This is a genomic window from Cryobacterium sp. AP23 (assembly GCF_054075385.1).
Genome location: NZ_CM133415.1, coordinates 3,522,131 through 3,540,870 on the forward strand (window position 1 = coordinate 3,522,131; position 18,740 = coordinate 3,540,870).

An 18,740-nucleotide genomic window follows, 5' to 3' on the forward strand; every position below is an offset into this window, starting at 1 on the left:
CCCGCGCCTAGCCCGGAGCTACGGTGCGGTCTTGCCGTCGGGCTTGCCGGGTCGCACGGCCGCGGTGTCGGCGATGTCGATGCGGGTCACCCCGTCGTCGGTTTCTTCCACGGTCACGCGCGGGGCGGCATCCCCCTCATCGGCCTTGGGCGCGGTCGTCAGCTGATCGTGGCGCTTCTCGTCGAACGACTTGTCGGCCGGGTCTTTTTCAGTCATGACCGGCACAATATCATGTGATTCTTGAGCGCCGCCGTAACGGTTCGCTAGGCTCGCAGCATGACTGATGCACTCCGCTGGGGAATCCTGGCCACGGGCGGAATCGCCCACCAATTCGCCGGCGATCTCGTGAAGAACGGGTTCACCGTGCAGGCCGTCGGCTCCCGCAGCCAGGCCGGTGCGGATGCGTTCGCCGCCGAGTTCGGCATCCCCACCGCGCACCCGAGCTACGAGGCCCTCGCCGCCGACCCGGACGTGGACATCATCTACGTGGCCACCCCGCACCCGTTCCACGTGGCCCACGCCACGCTCGCCCTCGAGGCCGGCAAGCACGTGCTGGTGGAGAAGCCGCTCACCGTCAACGCGGGGGAGGCGCGACTGCTGGTGGCGCTCGCCGAGAGCAAGAACCTGCTGCTGCTCGAGGCCATGTGGACGCGGTTCCTGCCGCACATGGCCCGCATCCGCGAGATCCTCGCCGCCGGCTCCCTCGGTGACGTGCGCAGCCTGATCGCCGACCACACGCAGGACCTGCCCGACGACCCCAGCCACCGCATCAACGACCTGGCGCTGGGCGGCGGCGCGCTGCTCGACCTGGGCATCTACCCGGTCTCCTTCGCGTCGGCCCTGTTCGGCCAGCCGGAGACGGTGCTCGCCTCGGCCACGTTCAAGGACACCGGGGCGGATGCGCAGATCGCCACGATCTTCCGCTACGCAGGCGGCCAGATCGCCTCCCTCATCTCGGCGAGTGACGCCAAGGGACCGAACACGGCCAGCATCCTCGGCACCGAGGGCCGGATCGACATCGACGCGGTCTGGTACTCGCCCACCACCTTCCGCGTGTACACCAGCGCCAACGAGCTCGTCGAGACCTACACGACACCCGAGTTCACCGGCCGGGGCATGCACTTCCAGGCCCTCGAAGCCGAACGCCTGGTGGCGGCGGGCCTGATCACCAGCGAGCTGCTCACTGTGACGGAGTCGGTGCAGATCATGGAGACCCTCGACGAGATCCGCGCCCAGATCGGCCTGGTCTACCCCGGCGAGTAGCCCCGCGGGTCGCGTGCGCGTCGCTCGCGGCGTGCGCGACCCCTCGCGGCGGCCCAAAATGCTCGCAGCGTGTAAAAACACTCGCCGCACGCGAAAAAGCGCGCAACATCGCACGCCGCGAGCCCTATCGCACGCCGCGAGCCCTATCGCACGCCGCGAGCACTTTCCCACGCCGCGAGGTGCCGGCGCACGGATGCCGCGGCGTGCGCGGTGCTCGGGGCACGTGTTGCGCCCAGCGGCAGGTGTTCGTACACGTGCCGCGAGGATCAACTAGTGCCGCGGGCACCGACCCACCGCCTGACCCGCGCCACGTAGCGCGGACGTGCTGCGCGGATGGCGCGCGCGGTGCCCGCGGCACGTGTTGCGCCCAGCGGCAGGTGTTCGTACACGTGCCGCGAGGATCAACTAGTGCCGCGGGCACCACCTCGTGCCGTGAGCGCTACCGAGTGCGGTCAGCACTCCAAAGCCGGGCCAGCACCCGTGGCACGTGGAGGCGCATCGGGGCTCTGGCCGGGCTCACACCCTTGGTCGCTAAAGTATCGGGGTGGATACACCAGACCCGTCGGTGCCCGACCCGGGCGCCCCCTCCGCGGCATCGTCCGACCAGCCGACCGAGCTCCTCGGTGCGCACTCGGCCGCGACGGATGCCGTACCCAGCGCGGGTGCAGCGCTGGCTGCGGGCGCCACACCCGCGTCCACCCCGGCCGGGCCCGGCGCCGGCGGCCGCTGGCGCGCGCTCGTGGCCGCAGCCGTGGCCTTCGTGCTGCTGGGCGGCGGCGCCGTCTGGGCCGGCGCGTCCACCGGAGGCAGCGCCCCCGCATCCGTTGCGGCCGCACCGACCGCCACGGCCACGCCCGCCGCAACCCCCACCCCGGAACCCACGACCCCCGCAGCCCGGCCCGGCCCGACGGCGGACACCGCCGCCAGCCCGCTCCGCACCTGCTCGGTGGCGGGCCTGGCCGAGGACTCCCGGCTGGGCGAGTTCCAGGCGCAGGTCGTGAACGCCGACACCGGCGAGGTGCTCTTCGACCGGGGCGGCGACACCGCTTCCCGCGCCGCCAGCGTGCTCAAGGTGCTCACCTCCGCGGCCGCGCTGAGCGTGCTCGGCGCCGACTACCGGGCCACCACCACCGTCGTGGCCGGAACCGAACCCGGCCAGGTGGTGCTCGTCGGCGGCGGCGACCTCACCCTGTCGGGCACCCCCACCGGCGACGAACCGTTCTACGAGGGCGCCGCGCACCTCGACGACCTCGCCGAACAGGCCCGCGCCGCGATGGGCGACACCCCGATCACCTCGGTGGTGCTGGACTCCAGCTACTTCGGCGACCCGGCCTGGGAACCCAGCTGGGACCGCAAGGAACAGACCCAGGGTTACATGCCGCCGATCACCGCGCTGCAGGTCGACGGCGCCAGGGACGACCCGTACAGCAGCACCTCCCCACGCAGCGATGACCCGGTCGCCCAGGCCGGCGCCGCGTTCGCCGACGAGCTCGGCGGCGACGTCGACGTGAGCGTCGGCACCGCCCCGGACGGCGCCGAGCAGCTCGCCGCCGTGCAGTCCCAGCCGGTCGGCGTGCTGATCAAGCAGTCCCTGATCGTGTCCGACAACGCCCTCGCCGAGATGCTGGCCCGGCTCGTGGCGGTGGAGTCCGGCACCGGCAACACCTTCGCCGCCATCCAGCCCGCCGTGCTCGCGGGCCTGGCCGAGTACGGCATCGACACCACCGGCATCCTCATCACCGACGGCTCCGGCCTCTCCGACAACAACGCCGTGCCGCCGGCCTACCTCACCAAACTGTTCCGGCAGATCAACGCCAGGGAGGGCAGCCTCGGCGAGATCTTCGACGGCCTGCCCATCGCCGGCGGCCCCTCTGGCTCGCTGTCCTACAGCGACCGGTTCTCCGGCGCCAACGCGGATGCCGATGGTGCGGTCTTCGCCAAGACCGGCTGGATCGACACCGGCTACACCCTCGCCGGCGTCATCCGCGCGCAGGACGGCAGCACGCTCACCTTCGCCGTATACGCGCTGGGGGATGTGGGCGATAATGCGAAGCAGGCGATCGATACCATCACGACGGGGTTCTTCCGCTGCGGGAACAACCTCTCGAACAACTGAAATTCACAACCGACAGGAGTGCTTCCGTGACCCGCGCACTGATCATCATCGACGTTCAGAACGACTTCACCGAGGGCGGCGCCCTGCCGGTGACCGGCGGCGCCGCCGTGGCCGGGGCGATCAGCGCACTGCTCATGGCGCAGGCGCAAAGTTACGAGCACATCTACGCGTCCCGCGACTGGCACGACGCCGAGGGCGGCAATAACGGCCACTTCGCCGTGGACACCGAACCTGACTTCATCGACACCTGGCCCGTGCACTGCGTCGCCGACACCCTCGGCGCCCAGTACCACCCGGCGTTGGAACTGCCGGGGACGACCGTGCACATCCTCAAGGGCCAGGGCCAGCCCGGGTACTCGATCTTCGACGGCATCGACGCGAACGGCGAGAAATTCGGCGAGCTGCTCATCGCCGCCGGGGTGACGGATGTCGACCTGGTCGGCCTCGCCACCGACTACTGCGTGCGCGCCTCCGGCCTCGACGCCCTCGAGCACGGCCAGCACGTGCGGGTGTTCACCGACCTCGTCGCCGGGGTCGCGGCCGAATCCAGTGAGCAGGCGCTGGCCGAGCTGGCCCACGCCGGCGCGGTGCTCACCACCACCGACGCCGTCACCCACTAGTCCCGCCCGGCCCTGCGCATCCGCGCCCGGTAGACCGGGCCCCGTTGCATAACTCCTGCAATTTCCAGTTCGACCGTTAGCGGATGCCGGAAAGACGCGGGAGTGCACCCCCGCGCCGAAATCCAGCAGGAGTTATGCACCAGGCCACCGCGCTCACGGCGCCCACCGCGCTCACCGCGCCCGCGGGCGGATGCGGCATCCCGGCGAACTTTTTTCGATGCGGGTGCATCCGAATCGGGGTGTCCTCCGGAAGTAACGGGTAACGGGAAACCGACAGGTTCCCACTCTCGTTCGACTGACTGGAGGAAACCATGCGCAAGACCATTGCCGTCGGCGTCGCAGCCGGCGCCCTTGTCGCCCTGGCGGGGATCGCACCGGCGCACGCCGCCGACGACACCGCCCAACTGTCCGTGCTGCACGGGGTGCCTGACCTCACCGTTGATGTGTACGTCAACAACGAGCTCACCCTGGACAACTTCGCCCCCGGCGATCTCGCCGGCCCGCTCGAGCTGCCGCCGGGCACCTATACCGTGGCGATCACCGCCTCGGATGCCGCCGACGCCAGCGCTCCCGCCATCGGCCCGGTCGACCTGCCGTTGGAGGCCGGGAAGAACTACACCGCGGCCGCCCACCTGGACGCGCAGGGGGAGCCGACCGCGACCCTGTTCACCAACGACATCAGCACGGTGGGGGCCGGCGAGGGCCGGCTGACCGTGCGGCACGTCGCCGCGGCCCCCGCCGTGGACGTCCTCGCCGGCGGCGCGGCCGTGATCACGAACCTGGCCAACCCGAACGAGTCACTGCTGACCCTGCCGGCCGGAACGGTGTCGGCGTCGGTCGCGGCGACGGGCACCACCGACCCGGTGATCGGCCCGGCTGACGTGAACGTGGCCGAGGGCACGAACACCATCGTGTACGCCTGGGGCAGCCTCGAAGACAGCAACCTGGCGCTCGCCGTGCAGACGGTCGGCGGGCTGCACTCCAACCCGGGCAGCATCCCCGCCGGCAATGCCGGCCTGGTGGCGACGAACCAGCCCGCGGACACCACCGGCTGGTGGTTCGGCGGCGCGGCCCTCGCGCTGGTGCTGGGCATCAGCGCGGCGGCGGTCTACGGCACCCGACGCGTTGAGACGCGGCACTGACCGGCGGCCGGGATTGAGACGGCGGGTCACGGTGAACCTGTTCGGGTGGAGCACCGTGTCCCGCGCCGCGCGCGAGGCGCGGCACCGCAGGCCGGGCCGATGGGGAGATCGTGTGCTCCCCCTCGGCCCGGCCGTGGCGGGCGGCCTGTTGGTGGGCCTCCTGCTCAGCGGATGCGGCGCCGCCGCGGGCGGACCGGCCGGCACTGATCCTGCCTCCGGCTCCGGCCCGGGCGGCTCCGCATCCGCCACCGACAGTGGCAGCGCCCCGGAACCGGGCGGCTCCGCATCCGCCACCCCAGCGTCGCCGACTCCATCACCGTCCGCGGTGCCGGAGGTGCCCCGACAGTCCACCGACCTGGCCGGGCAGCCCGCTCCGGCCAGCGCACCGGTACGGGTGCAGGTCGGCGCTCTGGGCATCGACATGCCGATCGAGGCCGTGGGTCTGGACGGCGACGCCATGGCTCTGCCGGCGAACCCGGCGGTGGCCGCCTGGTACCGGTACGGCCCGGCGCCGAGCAGCCCCGCCGGTGCCACCGTCGTCGCCGCGCATGTCGACTCCCTGATCTACGATCTCGGACCGTTCGCCGAACTCGCCAACGCCCCGGCGGGCACCGAAATCACCCTGACCACGGCCGATGGCGCCACGCACCGCTACACGATCGCATCCATCAACACGGTGGAAAAACCGGCGGTGGACTGGGCCGGCGTCTTCGACCGGACGGGGGAGCCGCGCCTGACGCTGGTGACCTGCGGCGGCGAATTCGACTACGACGCCCGGCGCTACCTCTCCAACGTGATCGTGACGGCGGTGCCGGCACCATGACGCGGGAGCCCGAGAACGGAGTGCCCGAACGGGGCATGCCCGGATCGGCCGGGCATGGTTATGCTGGTCGCACCTGCGGGCCGGCCCGGCCGGACCGCGAGCACTGAGATGGACACCGGCACGACGCGTGACCGATCCCGGAGGCAGCACGTCCACGTGAGCGCACCCTACGCGAACAGCACCGACAGAGACCCCGACCTGGCCAGCCTGGTCGCCGGCTTCCGCGCGGGCGACGAGCGGGCGCTCGCCGAGGCCTACGCGCGCTGGTCGGCGCTGGTCTACACCCTGGCGGTGCGGTCGCTGGGCGACACCGGCGAGGCCGAGGACGTCACCCAGAAAGTGTTCATCGCCGCGTGGCGGGGGAGAGGCGGCTTCGACCCTGACCGGGCCGCGTTGCCGGCCTGGATCGTCGGGATCGCCCGGCACAACATCGCCGACGCGCACGAAGCCCGGGCCCGCCGGCGCCGCCTGGAACAGACCCTCGTCGACGACGCCGAGGGTTACACGGTCGATGAGTCCGCCGATGTGGCCGAACGGCTGCTGCTCGGCGAGGAGCTCAACCGGCTGGAACCGGTGCCGCAGAAGGTGATGCGGCTGGCGTTCTACGACGACCTCACCCACGTGCAGATCGCCGATACCCTCGGATTGCCGCTCGGCACCGTGAAGAGTCACATCCGCCGCAGCCTCACCCGGTTGCGCACCCGATTGGAGGCGAACGATGACGCATCTTGACCGTGACACGCTCGCCCTCGTCGCGCTCGCCGAGCTTGAACTCAGCGCCGCCGAGACCGAGCACCTGGCCGCCTGCCCCGGGTGCGCCGGTGACCTCGATGCGCTGCGCCGCACCGTGCTGATCGGCCGCACCGCCGGCAGCGTCGACCTGGTCGAGCCGGCGGATGCGGTGTGGGGGCGCATTCACGCCGCCCTCGGCCTCTCCGACACCGTGGCCGCACCCCCGCGACTGGGCGACCTCGCCGACCCTGCCGGCCTCGCCGGCAGCGAGATGGCGGATGCTGATGCCTGGGCGCAAAACGCCGCCGATGAGGATGCCCGGGGCAGCGACGCGGCTCCCGCGCCGAGCCGTGCCGCCGGCTCGACCCCCGGCCCGATGATGCCAACCGAGCTGCCCGCGGGCGAGGTGCCGGGCCCGCCGGCGATACCGCACGGTGAGGACACTCGAGCCCGTGACGCAGCGGGGGTTGCGCCGACCGCGGCGGCGCGCCCGCTGGCACCCGTCGTCGACCTGCCCGCCCGGCGCCGGCGGGCTTGGCTGCCGGTGGCGGCCGCGGCCTGCGCCGTGGGCCTCGTCGGCGGGATCGCGGGCGGGGCCTGGTGGCAGTCGACGCGCGCCCCGGCGCCGGAGCCGGTGATCGCCGAGGCCCAGCTCGATGCCCTGCCGGGCTGGACCGCGAGCGGCAGCGCATCCGTGGAGGAGACCGCGGACGGGCGTCGAGACGTCGTGGTCGACCTCACCGCCGAGCAGAGCGCCGGCGGCCTGCGCGAGGTGTGGTTGCTCACGGCCGATGCATCCGGCCTGGTGAGCCTCGGGCTGCTCGACGGGGCGTCCGGCCGGTTCAGCATCCCGGCCGGGGTCGACCTGGCCGAATACCCCGTGGTGGACGTCTCCGAGGAACCGGCCGACGGCAACCCGGCCCACTCCGGCGATTCGATCGTGCGCGGCACCCTGCAGAATCTGTAGCCCATCCGCGACGCGAGCCGGCCTCGAAAACGCCTTCTCTCGTTGGTCGAGCCTGTCGAGACCGCGCGAGCCGGCCTCGCTCACGGCGGCAGAGGTGGTCACGGGGTCTCGACGAGCTCGACCGGCGATGGGGTGCGTTGCGCAGGGTCGACCGGCCACGCGGGAGCGATCTCGGAGGAGGATCCCGGTACGCGGGTACATTTGGAGTCGACGACTTCACAGGAGGCATTTGTGGCGCACGTAACCGAAGCAGAGTTGCTCCAGCACGTACCCAACGAGCTATACATCAACGGGCAGTGGGTGCCCGCCGCCGACGGGAGCACCCTCACCGTGCACGATCCGGCCACGGGCAAGGTGATCAAGACCATCGCCGACGCCGGAGTTGCCGATGGCCTGGCCGCCCTGGCCGCCGCCGCCGACGCACAGGATGCCTGGGCCGCGACGCCGCCCCGGGTGCGCGGCGAGATCCTGCGCCGCAGCTTCGACCTGCTGCACGAGCGCCGGCACGAGTTCGCGCTGCTGATGACCCTGGAGATGGGCAAGCCGCTCGCCGAGTCCTACGGTGAGGTCACCTACGGCGGCGAATTCCTGCGCTGGTTCAGCGAGGAGGCCGTGCGCATCTCCGGCCGGTACGGCACCAACCCCGAGGGCACGGGGCGGATGATCGTGTCGCAGCACCCGGTCGGTCCCAGTTTCCTGATCACTCCGTGGAACTTCCCGCTCGCGATGGCGACCCGCAAGATCGCCCCGGCGCTCGCCGCCGGCTGCACCGTGGTGATCAAGCCTGCCGAGCTCACCCCGCTCACCACCCTCTACCTGGTGAAGCTGTTCGAGGAGGTCGGCCTGCCCGCCGGCGTCGTCAACGTGCTCACCACCTCCACCTCGGCGGATGTGTCCGGCCCGATCATCGCCGACCCGCGGCTCCGCAAGCTCAGCTTCACGGGCTCCACCGGGGTCGGCCAGAAGCTCATCGCCCAGTCCGCGCAGAACGTGCTGCGCACCTCGATGGAGCTCGGCGGCAACGCCCCGTTCCTGGTCTTCGAGGACGCCGACATGGACCGCGCCGTCGAGGGCGCCCTGGCCGCGAAGTTCCGCAACGTGGGCCAGGCCTGCACCGCCGCGAACCGGTTCATCGTGCAGGCCTCCGTCGCCGACGAGTTCGCCCGCCGGGTCACCCACGCCGTCACCGAGTTCACCGTGGGTCGCGGCACCGTCAGCGGCGTCAAGATCGGCCCGCTCATCAACGCCGACGCCGTCACCAAGGCCGACACCCTGGTGCAGGATGCGCTCGGCCGCGGCGCGACCCTGCTCACCGGCGGACACGCCGTGGAGGGTGTGGGCACGTTCTACGAGCCCACCGTGATCACCGGCGTGAAGCCGGGCAGCGACATCCTGCGCGAAGAGATCTTCGGCCCGGTGCTGTCGATCATCCCGTTCGACGACGAGGACGACGCAGTGCGCATCGCCAACGACACCGAATACGGGCTGGTCAGCTACGTGTTCACCCGGGACCTCGCACGCGGGCAGCGGATGATCGAACGCCTGCAGACCGGCATGATGGGCCTGAACATGGGTGTGGTCTCCAACGCCGCCGCCCCGTTCGGCGGGGTGAAGCAGTCCGGCCTGGGCCGGGAGGGCGGCGCCGAGGGCATCCACGAGTATCTCTCCACCAAATACACCCTCACCCCCGACCCCTTCCTCGACTACGACTGACCCCACCATGCATCCGCGAGCCGTGAGCTAAACCCCGAAAACACGCGAATTCCGGGGTCACGCTCACGGCTCGCGAGCCGTGGCGGCGTCGTTAAGCTCAAGGGTGCCCGTTTTTGAGATCTCCGATTTGAGCGATGCCCGGTTGAGCGACTACAACCAGGCGACGGATGTGGCGCTCAAGAAGGCGCGCGACACCGAGCACGGGCTGTACATCGCCGAGTCGGCCCTCGTGCTCGAGCGGGCACTGCGCGCCGGGCACCGCCCCCGGTCGGTGCTCACCCTGCCCAACACCCTCGACGAGGCGGTCGCGCTGGTCGGTGACGACGTGCCGGTGTTCGTGGGCACGGGCGAGCTGCTCACCGAGCTCACCGGCTACGTGCTGCACCGCGGCCTGATCGCCGCGATGCACCGCCCCGCCCTGCCCGAGCCGGCGGCGCTGCTGGCGGGCGCCCGGCGCATCCTGATTCTCGAGAACGTCACCGACCCCACCAACGTGGGCGCCATCTTCCGCTCTGCCGGCGCCATCGGGGCCGACGCGATCCTGGTCACCCCGCGCTGCTCCGACCCGTTCTACCGCCGCGCCATCCGGGTGTCGATGGGCACCGTGCTGCAGGTGCCGTGGACTCGGGTCGGCGACTGGGCCAGCACCCGGCGGCTGCTCGACGAGCACGGCTTCCACGTCGCCGCGCTGGCGCTCACGGCGGATGCAGTGAGCCTGCGCGACTTCCACGGCGAGCAGCACGAGCGGCTGGCGTTGCTGCTCGGCGCCGAGGGGGAGGGGCTCACCCAGGAGGCGCTCGCGGCGTCGGACTCCGTGGTGCAGATCCCGATGAAGCACGGCATTGATTCCCTCAACGTGGCCGCGGCCAGCGCCGTCGCGATGTGGGCCCTCTCCGGCTGAGCGGCGCGACCGCCACCTCGATCTCGGCTGAATTCCAGCGAACCGGGAGCTCGCCGTCATCTGTTGTTTACACAACGGCGCACTCTGGAACATGCCGGAAACAAAGTGTTGCTGAGGGGGAAACACACCGCTGGCAATCTGTGATTTACCCGACGCGAGCCCCTGCGTCCGTGCAGAGAGGTGTTTCAAGTGGATCAAGGTAATACGACTTTCATTCTGCTGTCCGCAGCGTTTGTGCTGCTCATGACTCCAGGACTCGCGTTCTTCTACGGTGGACTGGTCAAGGCCAAGAGCGTCATCAGCATGATGATGATGAGCTTCGGAGCCCTCGGGCTCATCGGAGTGCTCTGGGTCATCTACGGCTACGCGATTGCGTTCCCCGGCTCCGAAGGAACCGTGGCGCCGTGGGCGATCGACTGGTCGAACATCGGCCTGACCGCCGCCCTGGAAATCCCGGAGGGCGCGGCTTACCCGCCGCTGGCCTTCGTCGCCTTCCAGGCCACCTTCGCCATCATCACCGTCGCGCTGATCTCCGGCGCCATCGCCGACCGCGCCAAGTTCGGCTCCTGGATGATCTTCGCCGCGATCTGGGCGACCGTCGTCTACTTCCCCGTTGCCAGCTGGGTCTTCAACTTCGGCCTCGCCGAAGACGGCAGCTTCGCCTACGGCGGCTGGATCACCCACGGCCTGCAGGACGTCTTCGGCCTCGGCGCGATCGACTTCGCCGGTGGAACCGCGGTGCACATCAACGCCGGTGCCGCAGCTCTCGCCCTCGCCCTGGTTCTCGGCAAGCGCGTCGGCTTCTCCAAGGGCGTTCACGTCCCGCACAACCCGCCGTTCGTCCTCCTCGGCGCCGGTCTCCTCTGGTTCGGCTGGTTCGGCTTCAACGCCGGCTCCGAGCTTGCCGCTGACGGCACCGCGGCCCTCGCCTTCGTCAACACGATTGCGGCCCCGTCCGCAGCCCTGCTGGCCTGGCTCGTGGTCGAGAAGGTTCGCGACGGCAAGCCGACCTCGGTCGGCGCCGCATCCGGAGCCGTCGCCGGCCTAGTTGCGATCACCCCGGCCTGTGGCTCGCTGCAGCCGATCTGGGCGATCCTGCTCGGCGTCATCGCCGGTGCGGTCTGCGCCATCGCTGTCGACCTCAAGTTCAAGCTGGGCTTCGATGACTCGCTCGACGTCGTGGGCATCCACCTCGTCGGTGGCCTCATCGGTACCCTCTACCTGGGCTTCTTCGCCAACGGCACCGGCCTCTTCCTGGGCGGCGACGGCACTCAGCTGCTCGTCCAGGCGATCGCAGCCTTCTCCGTGCTGATCTACTCCTTCGTACTCGCCTTCATCATCGCCTTCGCCATCGAGAAGACCATCGGCTTCCGCGTGAAGAACGAGGACGAGATCGCCGGCATCGACTCCGTCATGCACGGCGAAGAGGGCTACGTCCTCACCGACGCCAAGGCCTGAGTCAGACCGAATTCCGAGTAACACCGAGATGTGCTGGATGGTGGAAGTGCTTACCATCCAGCACATTTCTGTGTCTGCGCCCACCCGCGGCGGCACAGCATGAGCCTCGCCGCGGACGAGGACGACGGCGTCGACGAGCAACGGACGGCGCCGCGCAGCATCCAGTTCTCCGACCTTCCCCGCCAGCCGCTGGACCAGGGCCGGGGCAGTGCCCGGGAGGTCTGGGCCGACCTGGACAACGAGCTGAACCTGCGCTGGTTACTCCGCGTGGTCGAGATCAAGGACTCCACCGGGTTGCTCGTCGGACCCGCCGGCACCCACCACTTCGTGGTCGGTCTCGCCGGGCCGCAGGTGGCCGTGCGCACCGCGGAGGCGAGCCGGGTGCTCCGCCGCGACCACGTCCTGCCCGTGCTGTCGTCCACCCTGCTCTTCGAACGACCCAAACTGCGTCCGCCCGGGGCGAGTTCTCTCCTCGTGCTCACCTACGTCGGCGCCGACGACCCGCCCGGCTTCGTCATCCGCACGGTCGATGCCGACGCTGAACTGCCCGCCGAAGCGCAGGTGCTGATCGCCCTGCGCGGCACGGTGAAGCTGGACGGCGCCGAGGCGGACCAGGGCTCGGCGCTCCTGCTGGACCCGGCGCTGCGCTACCGCCCGAGCGCCTCGACCGCTCACCTGCTCACCGTGCACCGGCCCGGGTTCGACGACGAGACGTCCGGCGCACCCGACCCGGTCTGACACCGGCCGCCGACGCGCGCACCCGGATGTGGGCCGCGGGCCTGGGCGCGCGAGCCTAGGCTATGGGCATGAGCAATGATGCTGTCATCGTCGATGTTGTACGCACGCCCTCCGGACGCGGAAAGCCCGGCGGGGCGCTCACCGAGGTGCACCCCGTCGACCTGCTCGCGGGGGTGCTGAAAGACCTGGTCAGCCGCAATGACCTCGACCCGGCGCTGGTCGACGACGTGATCGGCGGATGCCTCACCCAGGTCGGCGAACAGAGCACCAACATCACCCGCACCGCGCTGCTCAGCGCCGGGTTCCCCGACTCGGTGCCCGGCACCACCATCGACCGGCAGTGCGGCTCCAGCCAGCAGGCCGCCACCTTCGCCGCGCAGGGCGTGCTCGCCGGCAGCTACGACATCGTCATCGCGTGCGGCGTCGAGTCGATGAGCCGGGTGCCGCTCGGCTCCGCCGGGGGACCGGTCCCGGCCGGCGGTTCCGACGCGGCCGGCCGCACCGAGGGTTGGGGCTCGCCCACCGCCTGGTCGGCGATCGCCAGCCAGGACCCGCACGGCCGCTTCATGCATGAACGGTACCCGCAGGGCCTGGTGGGCCAGGGGGTCGCCGCCGAGCTGATCAGCGCCAAATGGGGCCTCACCCGCGCTGAGCTCGACGAGTACTCCGCCCGATCGCACCGGCTCGCCGCCGCCGCAGCAGACCGCGGCGCCTTCGCCGCCGACCTGCTGCCCGTGACCCTCCCCGACGGCCGGCAGGTGATCGGTGACGAGACCATCCGGCGCCGCAGCACCGTCGAGACACTCGCCGACCTGCCACTCGCGTTCCGCACCGACGAGCTCGCCGTCCGATTCCCCGAGGTGAACTGGCAGATCACCGCTGGAAACTCCTCCCCGCTCACCGACGGTGCATCCGCCGCGCTGATCATGAGCGCCGACCGCGCCGCCGCACTCGGCCTCACCCCGCGGGCCCGGTTCCACAGCTTCGCGGTCACCGGCAGCGACCCGCTGCTGATGCTCACCGGTGTGATCCCCGCCACCCGGCGCATCCTGGCCCGCACCGGCCTCGGCATCGACGACCTCGACGCCTATGAGGTGAACGAGGCGTTCGCCTGCGTGCCCCTGGTCTGGCAGCGCGAACTGCACGCCGACCTCGACAAGCTCAACGCGAACGGCGGCGCGATCGCCCTCGGCCACGCGCTGGGCTCCTCCGGCACCCGGCTGCTCGGCACCCTGCTCGGCAGCCTCGAAGCCGGCGGCGGCCGCTACGGCCTGCAGACCATGTGCGAGGGCGGCGGCATGGCCAACGCCACCATCATCGAACGGCTCTGATGCGCATCGACGGATGCTCCGCCCTCGTCACCGGCGCCGCCTCCGGCCTCGGCCTGGCCACCGCCCGGGCGCTGCATGAGGCCGGCGCGCACGTCGTGCTATTCGACCTGTCCAGTTCGGCCGGGGCGGAACGGGCCGCGGAACTGAACGCGCTGGCGCGGTCAGAGGCTGATTCCACGAGCGGCGCTGAGGCCCCGAATGAGCTCGCCGCCGGGCGCCGCGCTGCTCCCCGCGAGCCCGCCGCGGCTATATTCCTCGCGGGGGATGTAACCGTGGAGGCCGATGTGCAGGCCGCGGTGGATGCCGCCACCGCCTTGGCACCGCTCCGGATCGTGGTGAACTGCGCGGGCATCGCGCCGGCCGCCCGCACCGTCGGCCGACAGGGCCCGATGCCCCTGGCCGACTTCGAGCGCGTGCTCCGGATCAACCTGCTCGGCACCTTCAACGTGGTGCGCCTGGCCGCCGCCGCAATGCAGGCCACCGACCCCGTCGGTGCTGTCCCCCTCGGCGCCAATCCCTCCGGCAGCGCTACCCCCGGCGCCGCCACCCCCGCCGGCACGGTACCGCCCGCTGGCCGAATCGGCGGCACCCCCGAGCGCGGCGTCATCGTGAACACCGCATCCGTGGCGGCCTTCGACGGCCAGATCGGCCAAGCCGCGTATGCCGCGTCGAAGGGTGGGGTCGCGGCGATGACCCTCCCGCTGGCCAGGGAGTTCGCGCGCTCACTGATCCGTGTCATGACCATCGCGCCGGGCCTGTTCGACACCCCGCTGCTGCAGGGCCTGCCCGCCGAGGCCCGCGCGTCGCTCGGGGAGCAGGTGCCGCATCCCGCCCGGTTGGGCGACCCGGCGGAGTACGCCGCCCTCGTGCGCCACATCGTAGAAAACTCCATGCTCAACGGCGAGACCATCCGCCTCGACGGCGCCATCCGAATGGCCCCCCAGTAGAGTCCCGCGGCCCCGCCCCGGTTGGCGTCGCCCCCGACCCGGCGGTCTGCCCGCTCGCGGCGCACCCTATTCCTCGCGGCACAGGTTATTCACGGTGGCGCATGTTCTAACCCGCGCCGCGAGCACAAACCTGCGCCGCGAGCGCAAACCTGCGCCGCCAGCATTAACCTGCACCGTGAGCGCAACCTGCGCCGCGAGAACTAACCTGCGCCGCGAGAACTAACCTGCGCCGCGAGCACAAACCTGCGCCGCGATCGTTCCGCGGGTCGCGGGAGAGGTGCGCTGGGCCGATATCGGGCAGATGCTCGCCCGTCCCGCAGCGCGATGACGCTCGTGGCGTGTCTTAATGCTCGTGGCGTGCGAAATCCAGCTACATTTCGCACGCCGCGAGCACTTTCGCGTACTGCGAGCACGTTCCCACGCCGCGAGGGTCGGCGGTGTGCTCGCGGCACGTGTTAATCCCGGGGGCACGTGTTCGTATACGTGCCGCGAGCACCGACACGTGCCCCGAGCACTATCGCCTGCCACGAGCGTGGCGCCGGCCGCGTGCACGAGCACCAACGCGTGCCGCGCGACATCCGCATCGAAGACCCTTGACGTGACCAGTACACTCTTCAGAAAAACCCCTCCAGGGAAGGTGCCGGCGTTGACATCATTCGAAACCGAACTGCGCCGGGTCGTGCAGCCGCGCGCCCGGGTCATCATCGACAACGACTTTTCCGGCGATCCCGACGGCCTCGTGCAGCTCGCCCACCACGTGCTGTCGCCCTCCGTGGAGATCCGCGCAATCATCGGCTCGCACCTCAAGCCCGGCGACCCGTTCGACCCCTCGGAACAGACCGCCGACAACGCCGCCGCGGCCGCCCGCACCGTGCTCGAGCTGCTCGGTCGCGCCGACACGATTCCCGTGCTGGCCGGGTCGAACGTGGGCATGGCCGACCCGGGCTCGCCGATCCGGTCCGCCGCGACGGATGCCATCATCGCCGAGGCCATGCGCACCGATACCGACCTGCCGCTGTTCGTGGCCTGCGGGGCGGGGCTCACCGAGATTGCCAGCGCGTACCTGCTCGAGCCGCGCATCGCGACCCGGCTCACCCTGGTCTGGATCGGCGGCCCCGAACACCAGGGCCTCGCCGTGCCACCGCCGGGTTCGCACGGCCCGGAGTACAACCTCGCCATCGACATCCCCGCCGGCCGGGTGATCTTCGACTCCTTCATGCCGATCTGGCAGGTGCCGCGCGACGCCTACCGGCAGACGCTGTTCTCCTGGGCCGAACTGCTCACGGATGTGCGCCCGCACGGCGCGATCGGAGCGCACCTCTACGATGCGCTCGCGCAGGTCGCCGTGATGGCCGGTGCCCACGGCCTGCACATCGGCGAGACCTACATCCTCGGCGACAGTCCGCTCGTGCTCCTGACCGCACTGCAGTCGTCGTTCGAGGCCGACCCCTCGTCGAGCGAGTACGTCACCCGCACGGTGCCGCGGATCTGCGCGGACGGGTCGTACGACATAATCCCGCGGCAGGGCCCCCGACCGATGCGGGTTTACACCCGGCTCGACCTGCGGCTGCTTTTCGCCGACTTCACCGCCAAGCTCGCCGCGCACGCCGCCGGCTAACCCGCGCCCGACCCGCGAAACGCGATCCGGCGGCCCGGGCGGCGGCGACGCGATCCGGCGGCCGGTTCTGGCCTAAAGGTCGACGGTGAGGAGGGGGCGCAGGTAGTTGCGCATCTCCTGGGCCATGTCCAGGGCCTCACGGTCGAGCAGCCACTGCACCTGCAGGCCGTCGCTCATGGCGATCATGCCGCGGGCCGCGCTCACCGGGGCGATGCCGGCGGCGAGTTGCCCGTCGTCCTGCATGGTCTGGAACGCGGCGGTGAGGAACGAGAGCACCCAGTCGTACCGGCGGACGAAGTACTCGTGCGCCGGATGCTCCGGCGAGGTCGCCTCGGCGGAGAGTACGCAGTGCAGTTCCACCAGGCCGGGCACCTGCCGGGCGTTGTAGTCGATCAGCCGCACGAAGCCGCGGATGGTTTCGATGCTGGCCGGCGCCGCCGTGTCGACGTACTCCGTGGCGCGGTCGTCGCGCAGCTCGAGCACGCCGGCCAGGAGCTCGTTCTTGTTCGAGAAGTGGTGCAGCAGGCCGGCCTGGCTCATGCCGACGACCTCGGCGATCTCCCGGATGGATCCGCTGCGGAACCCGTTGGTGGCGAAAACATCCATGCCGGCCTCGAGGATCTCACGGCGCCGCCCTGCCGTTTTGGCGTAGGCACCGCGCGGCTTTCGGGTGGTGCCGGTGGGGATCATGGGCCGACTCTATCGCGCTCGGTAACAATTTGGCGAAAACCTACCAACTATTCGCTTTTCGTGTTAGCTTCGGTTTTCGAGGCGGCCCAACGACGGACTGCACGTAGCGAAAGGGAACACCGATGTTCCGATGGAAAAGCTTGGCAGCGGTCGTTGCCGTTTCAGCTCTCGCCCTCACGGGCTGCTCCGGTGGGGGTTCAGACTCGGGTGATTCAGAGTCCAGCACTCTCACCCTTGGCGTCATTGTGCAGGCCACCACGCTCGAGGCCGCCAATATGAACTTCGCCAACGAGTCGCCTTACGGGCAGGCTGTCTATGACACCCTCCTGAAGGAAGATCCGTCCGGCGAGCTGATTCCGAGCCTGGCCACCGAGTGGGCGTACAACGACGACAACACGGTGCTCACCCTCACCCTGCGCGATGACGTGAAATTCACTGATGGCACACCGTTCAATGCGGACGCCGCCGCCCAGAACCTGATCCGTTTCCGCGACGGCACCTCGCCCAACAAGTCGTTCCTCGGTGCGCTCGGCGATGCCAAGGCCATCGACGAGACCACGGTCGAGCTCACCCTCACCGCGCCGGACCCCGCACTGCTGCACTACCTGAGCCAGAACGCCGGCATGCAGGCCAGCCCGGCATCATTCGGCGCCGCTGACGCCAAGACCAACCCGATCGGCTCGGGCCCGTACATCCTGGACACCGACAAGACCGTGATCGGCACCTCGTACGAGTACACCAAGAACCCCGACTACTGGGACCCGGAAAACGTGCACTACGACAACCTGTCGCTCAAGGTCTACGCCGACTCCACGTCGATGCTGAACGCGGTCAAGGGCGGCCAGGTCAACGGCGCCAAGCTGTTGGACAACACCAACAACGCCGAGGTCGAAGCGGCTGGTTACACGCTCAACCCGTTCGAGCTCGACTGGACCGGACTGATCATCTTCGACCGCGACGGTTCGATGAACCCCGCCCTCGCTGACGTGAAGGTGCGCCAGGCCCTGAACTACGCCATTGACACCGAGGCCATGCTCACCGCGGTCGGCGACGGCCTCGGCACCCCCACCACCCAGATCTTCCCGGCCTCCTCCGCGGCGTACGACGAAGACCTCGACGACCGCTACGCCTACGACCCGGACGAAGCGAAGAAGCTGCTCGCCGAGGCCGGTTACGAGGACGGCCTCACCCTCGAGATGCCCAGCACGTCGCTCGGCAACCCCGCGGTCTTCACCCTCATCCAGCAGCAGCTGAAGGATGTCGGCGTTACGGTCAACTACACCGACACCGGCAACAACTTCATCGCCGACATCCTCGCCCCCAAGTACGGGGTCACCTGGATGCAGCTGCAGCAGGACACCGACTGGGCGCTGATCAACTTCGAGATCACACCGAACGCCTCGTTCAACCCCACCCACTACCAGGACCCGACTGTTGACGCCCTCGTCGCCACGATCGGAACCTCGACCGGCGACGAATCTGACGCGGCTCTGAAGGAGCTCAACGCCTACATCGTCGAGCAGGCCTGGTTCGCCCCCTGGTACCGCGTGGAGTCCAACTACGCGACGGATGCCCAGACGAACGTTGAGACCCAGGTCGGCAACGCCTACCCCTACCTCTGGAACTTCACCCCCGCTTCCTAGGTAGCCCGCCGGGCGGCGCCTCGTGCGCCGCCCGGCCT

17 protein-coding genes are annotated in these 18,740 nt (G+C 70.2%); 15 read left to right on the forward strand and 2 right to left on the reverse strand.

Annotated elements, in window-relative coordinates; genetic code table 11:
- Nucleotides 1-18 precede the first annotated feature (18 nt).
- On the reverse strand, nucleotides 19-216 hold the full coding sequence (locus ACU5E9_RS16700) for a multidrug transporter (RefSeq protein WP_456811017.1): 198 nt from the start codon (nucleotides 214-216) through the stop codon (nucleotides 19-21).
- Between the two features lie 60 nt (nucleotides 217-276).
- Between ACU5E9_RS16700 and ACU5E9_RS16705 the strand changes: the two genes are divergently transcribed.
- The 14 genes from ACU5E9_RS16705 to ACU5E9_RS16770 all read left to right on the forward strand — a co-directional run bounded on the left by ACU5E9_RS16705 (nucleotide 277) and on the right by ACU5E9_RS16770 (nucleotide 16,369).
- Nucleotides 277-1,263, forward strand: coding sequence for a Gfo/Idh/MocA family protein (locus tag ACU5E9_RS16705; protein WP_456811018.1), 987 nt, complete (start codon nucleotides 277-279; stop codon nucleotides 1,261-1,263).
- Nucleotides 1,264-1,807: 544 nt separating this feature from the next.
- Nucleotides 1,808-3,379, forward strand: a complete 1,572-nt coding sequence (locus ACU5E9_RS16710; protein WP_456811019.1) for a D-alanyl-D-alanine carboxypeptidase/D-alanyl-D-alanine-endopeptidase — start codon at nucleotides 1,808-1,810, stop codon at nucleotides 3,377-3,379.
- Between the two features lie 26 nt (nucleotides 3,380-3,405).
- On the forward strand, nucleotides 3,406-3,999 hold the full coding sequence (locus ACU5E9_RS16715; protein ID WP_456811020.1) for an isochorismatase family protein: 594 nt from the start codon (nucleotides 3,406-3,408) through the stop codon (nucleotides 3,997-3,999).
- A gap of 311 nt (nucleotides 4,000-4,310) precedes the next feature.
- A complete protein-coding gene (locus ACU5E9_RS16720) occupies nucleotides 4,311-5,141 on the forward strand; it encodes a DUF4397 domain-containing protein (protein ID WP_456811021.1) in 831 nt (276 codons plus the stop codon).
- 112 nt (nucleotides 5,142-5,253) lie between these two features.
- The gene (locus ACU5E9_RS16725; protein WP_456811022.1) at nucleotides 5,254-5,964 is read left to right on the forward strand and encodes a class F sortase; all 711 of its coding nucleotides are present in this window, start codon (nucleotides 5,254-5,256) and stop codon (nucleotides 5,962-5,964) included.
- A gap of 156 nt (nucleotides 5,965-6,120) precedes the next feature.
- Nucleotides 6,121-6,696 (forward strand): RNA polymerase sigma factor, encoded by a 576-nt coding sequence (locus ACU5E9_RS16730; RefSeq protein WP_456811023.1) that lies wholly within the window; start codon nucleotides 6,121-6,123, stop codon nucleotides 6,694-6,696.
- Entirely contained in the window at nucleotides 6,683-7,663 is a 981-nt protein-coding gene (locus ACU5E9_RS16735) for an anti-sigma factor domain-containing protein (RefSeq protein ID WP_456811024.1), read from the forward strand. Before ACU5E9_RS16730 ends, ACU5E9_RS16735 begins: the two co-directional genes overlap by 14 nt.
- A gap of 231 nt (nucleotides 7,664-7,894) precedes the next feature.
- Complete coding sequence (locus tag ACU5E9_RS16740) at nucleotides 7,895-9,376, forward strand: NAD-dependent succinate-semialdehyde dehydrogenase (RefSeq protein ID WP_456811025.1); 1,482 nt, start codon at nucleotides 7,895-7,897, stop codon at nucleotides 9,374-9,376.
- 103 nt (nucleotides 9,377-9,479) lie between these two features.
- The gene (locus tag ACU5E9_RS16745; RefSeq protein ID WP_456811026.1) at nucleotides 9,480-10,277 is read left to right on the forward strand and encodes a TrmH family RNA methyltransferase; all 798 of its coding nucleotides are present in this window, start codon (nucleotides 9,480-9,482) and stop codon (nucleotides 10,275-10,277) included.
- A gap of 189 nt (nucleotides 10,278-10,466) precedes the next feature.
- Nucleotides 10,467-11,735, forward strand: a complete 1,269-nt coding sequence (locus ACU5E9_RS16750; RefSeq protein WP_456811027.1) for an ammonium transporter — start codon at nucleotides 10,467-10,469, stop codon at nucleotides 11,733-11,735.
- A 99-nt stretch (nucleotides 11,736-11,834) separates the two neighbouring features.
- Nucleotides 11,835-12,473, forward strand: coding sequence for a hypothetical protein (locus ACU5E9_RS16755; RefSeq protein ID WP_456811028.1), 639 nt, complete (start codon nucleotides 11,835-11,837; stop codon nucleotides 12,471-12,473).
- Between the two features lie 68 nt (nucleotides 12,474-12,541).
- A complete protein-coding gene (locus ACU5E9_RS16760) occupies nucleotides 12,542-13,804 on the forward strand; it encodes a thiolase family protein (protein WP_456811029.1) in 1,263 nt (420 codons plus the stop codon).
- Complete coding sequence (locus tag ACU5E9_RS16765) at nucleotides 13,804-14,751, forward strand: SDR family NAD(P)-dependent oxidoreductase (protein WP_456811030.1); 948 nt, start codon at nucleotides 13,804-13,806, stop codon at nucleotides 14,749-14,751. The genes ACU5E9_RS16760 and ACU5E9_RS16765 overlap by 1 nt, the downstream gene beginning before the upstream one ends.
- Nucleotides 14,752-15,397: 646 nt before the next feature.
- Nucleotides 15,398-16,369 (forward strand): nucleoside hydrolase, encoded by a 972-nt coding sequence (locus tag ACU5E9_RS16770; protein ID WP_456811031.1) that lies wholly within the window; start codon nucleotides 15,398-15,400, stop codon nucleotides 16,367-16,369.
- A 72-nt stretch (nucleotides 16,370-16,441) separates the two neighbouring features.
- Here ACU5E9_RS16770 and ACU5E9_RS16775 read toward each other — a convergent pair whose 3' ends face one another.
- Nucleotides 16,442-17,059 (reverse strand): TetR/AcrR family transcriptional regulator, encoded by a 618-nt coding sequence (locus ACU5E9_RS16775; protein ID WP_456811032.1) that lies wholly within the window; start codon nucleotides 17,057-17,059, stop codon nucleotides 16,442-16,444.
- Between the two features lie 245 nt (nucleotides 17,060-17,304).
- Between ACU5E9_RS16775 and ACU5E9_RS16780 the strand changes: the two genes are divergently transcribed.
- The gene (locus ACU5E9_RS16780) at nucleotides 17,305-18,702 is read left to right on the forward strand and encodes an ABC transporter substrate-binding protein (protein ID WP_456811033.1); all 1,398 of its coding nucleotides are present in this window, start codon (nucleotides 17,305-17,307) and stop codon (nucleotides 18,700-18,702) included.
- Nucleotides 18,703-18,740: the final 38 nt, after the last annotated feature.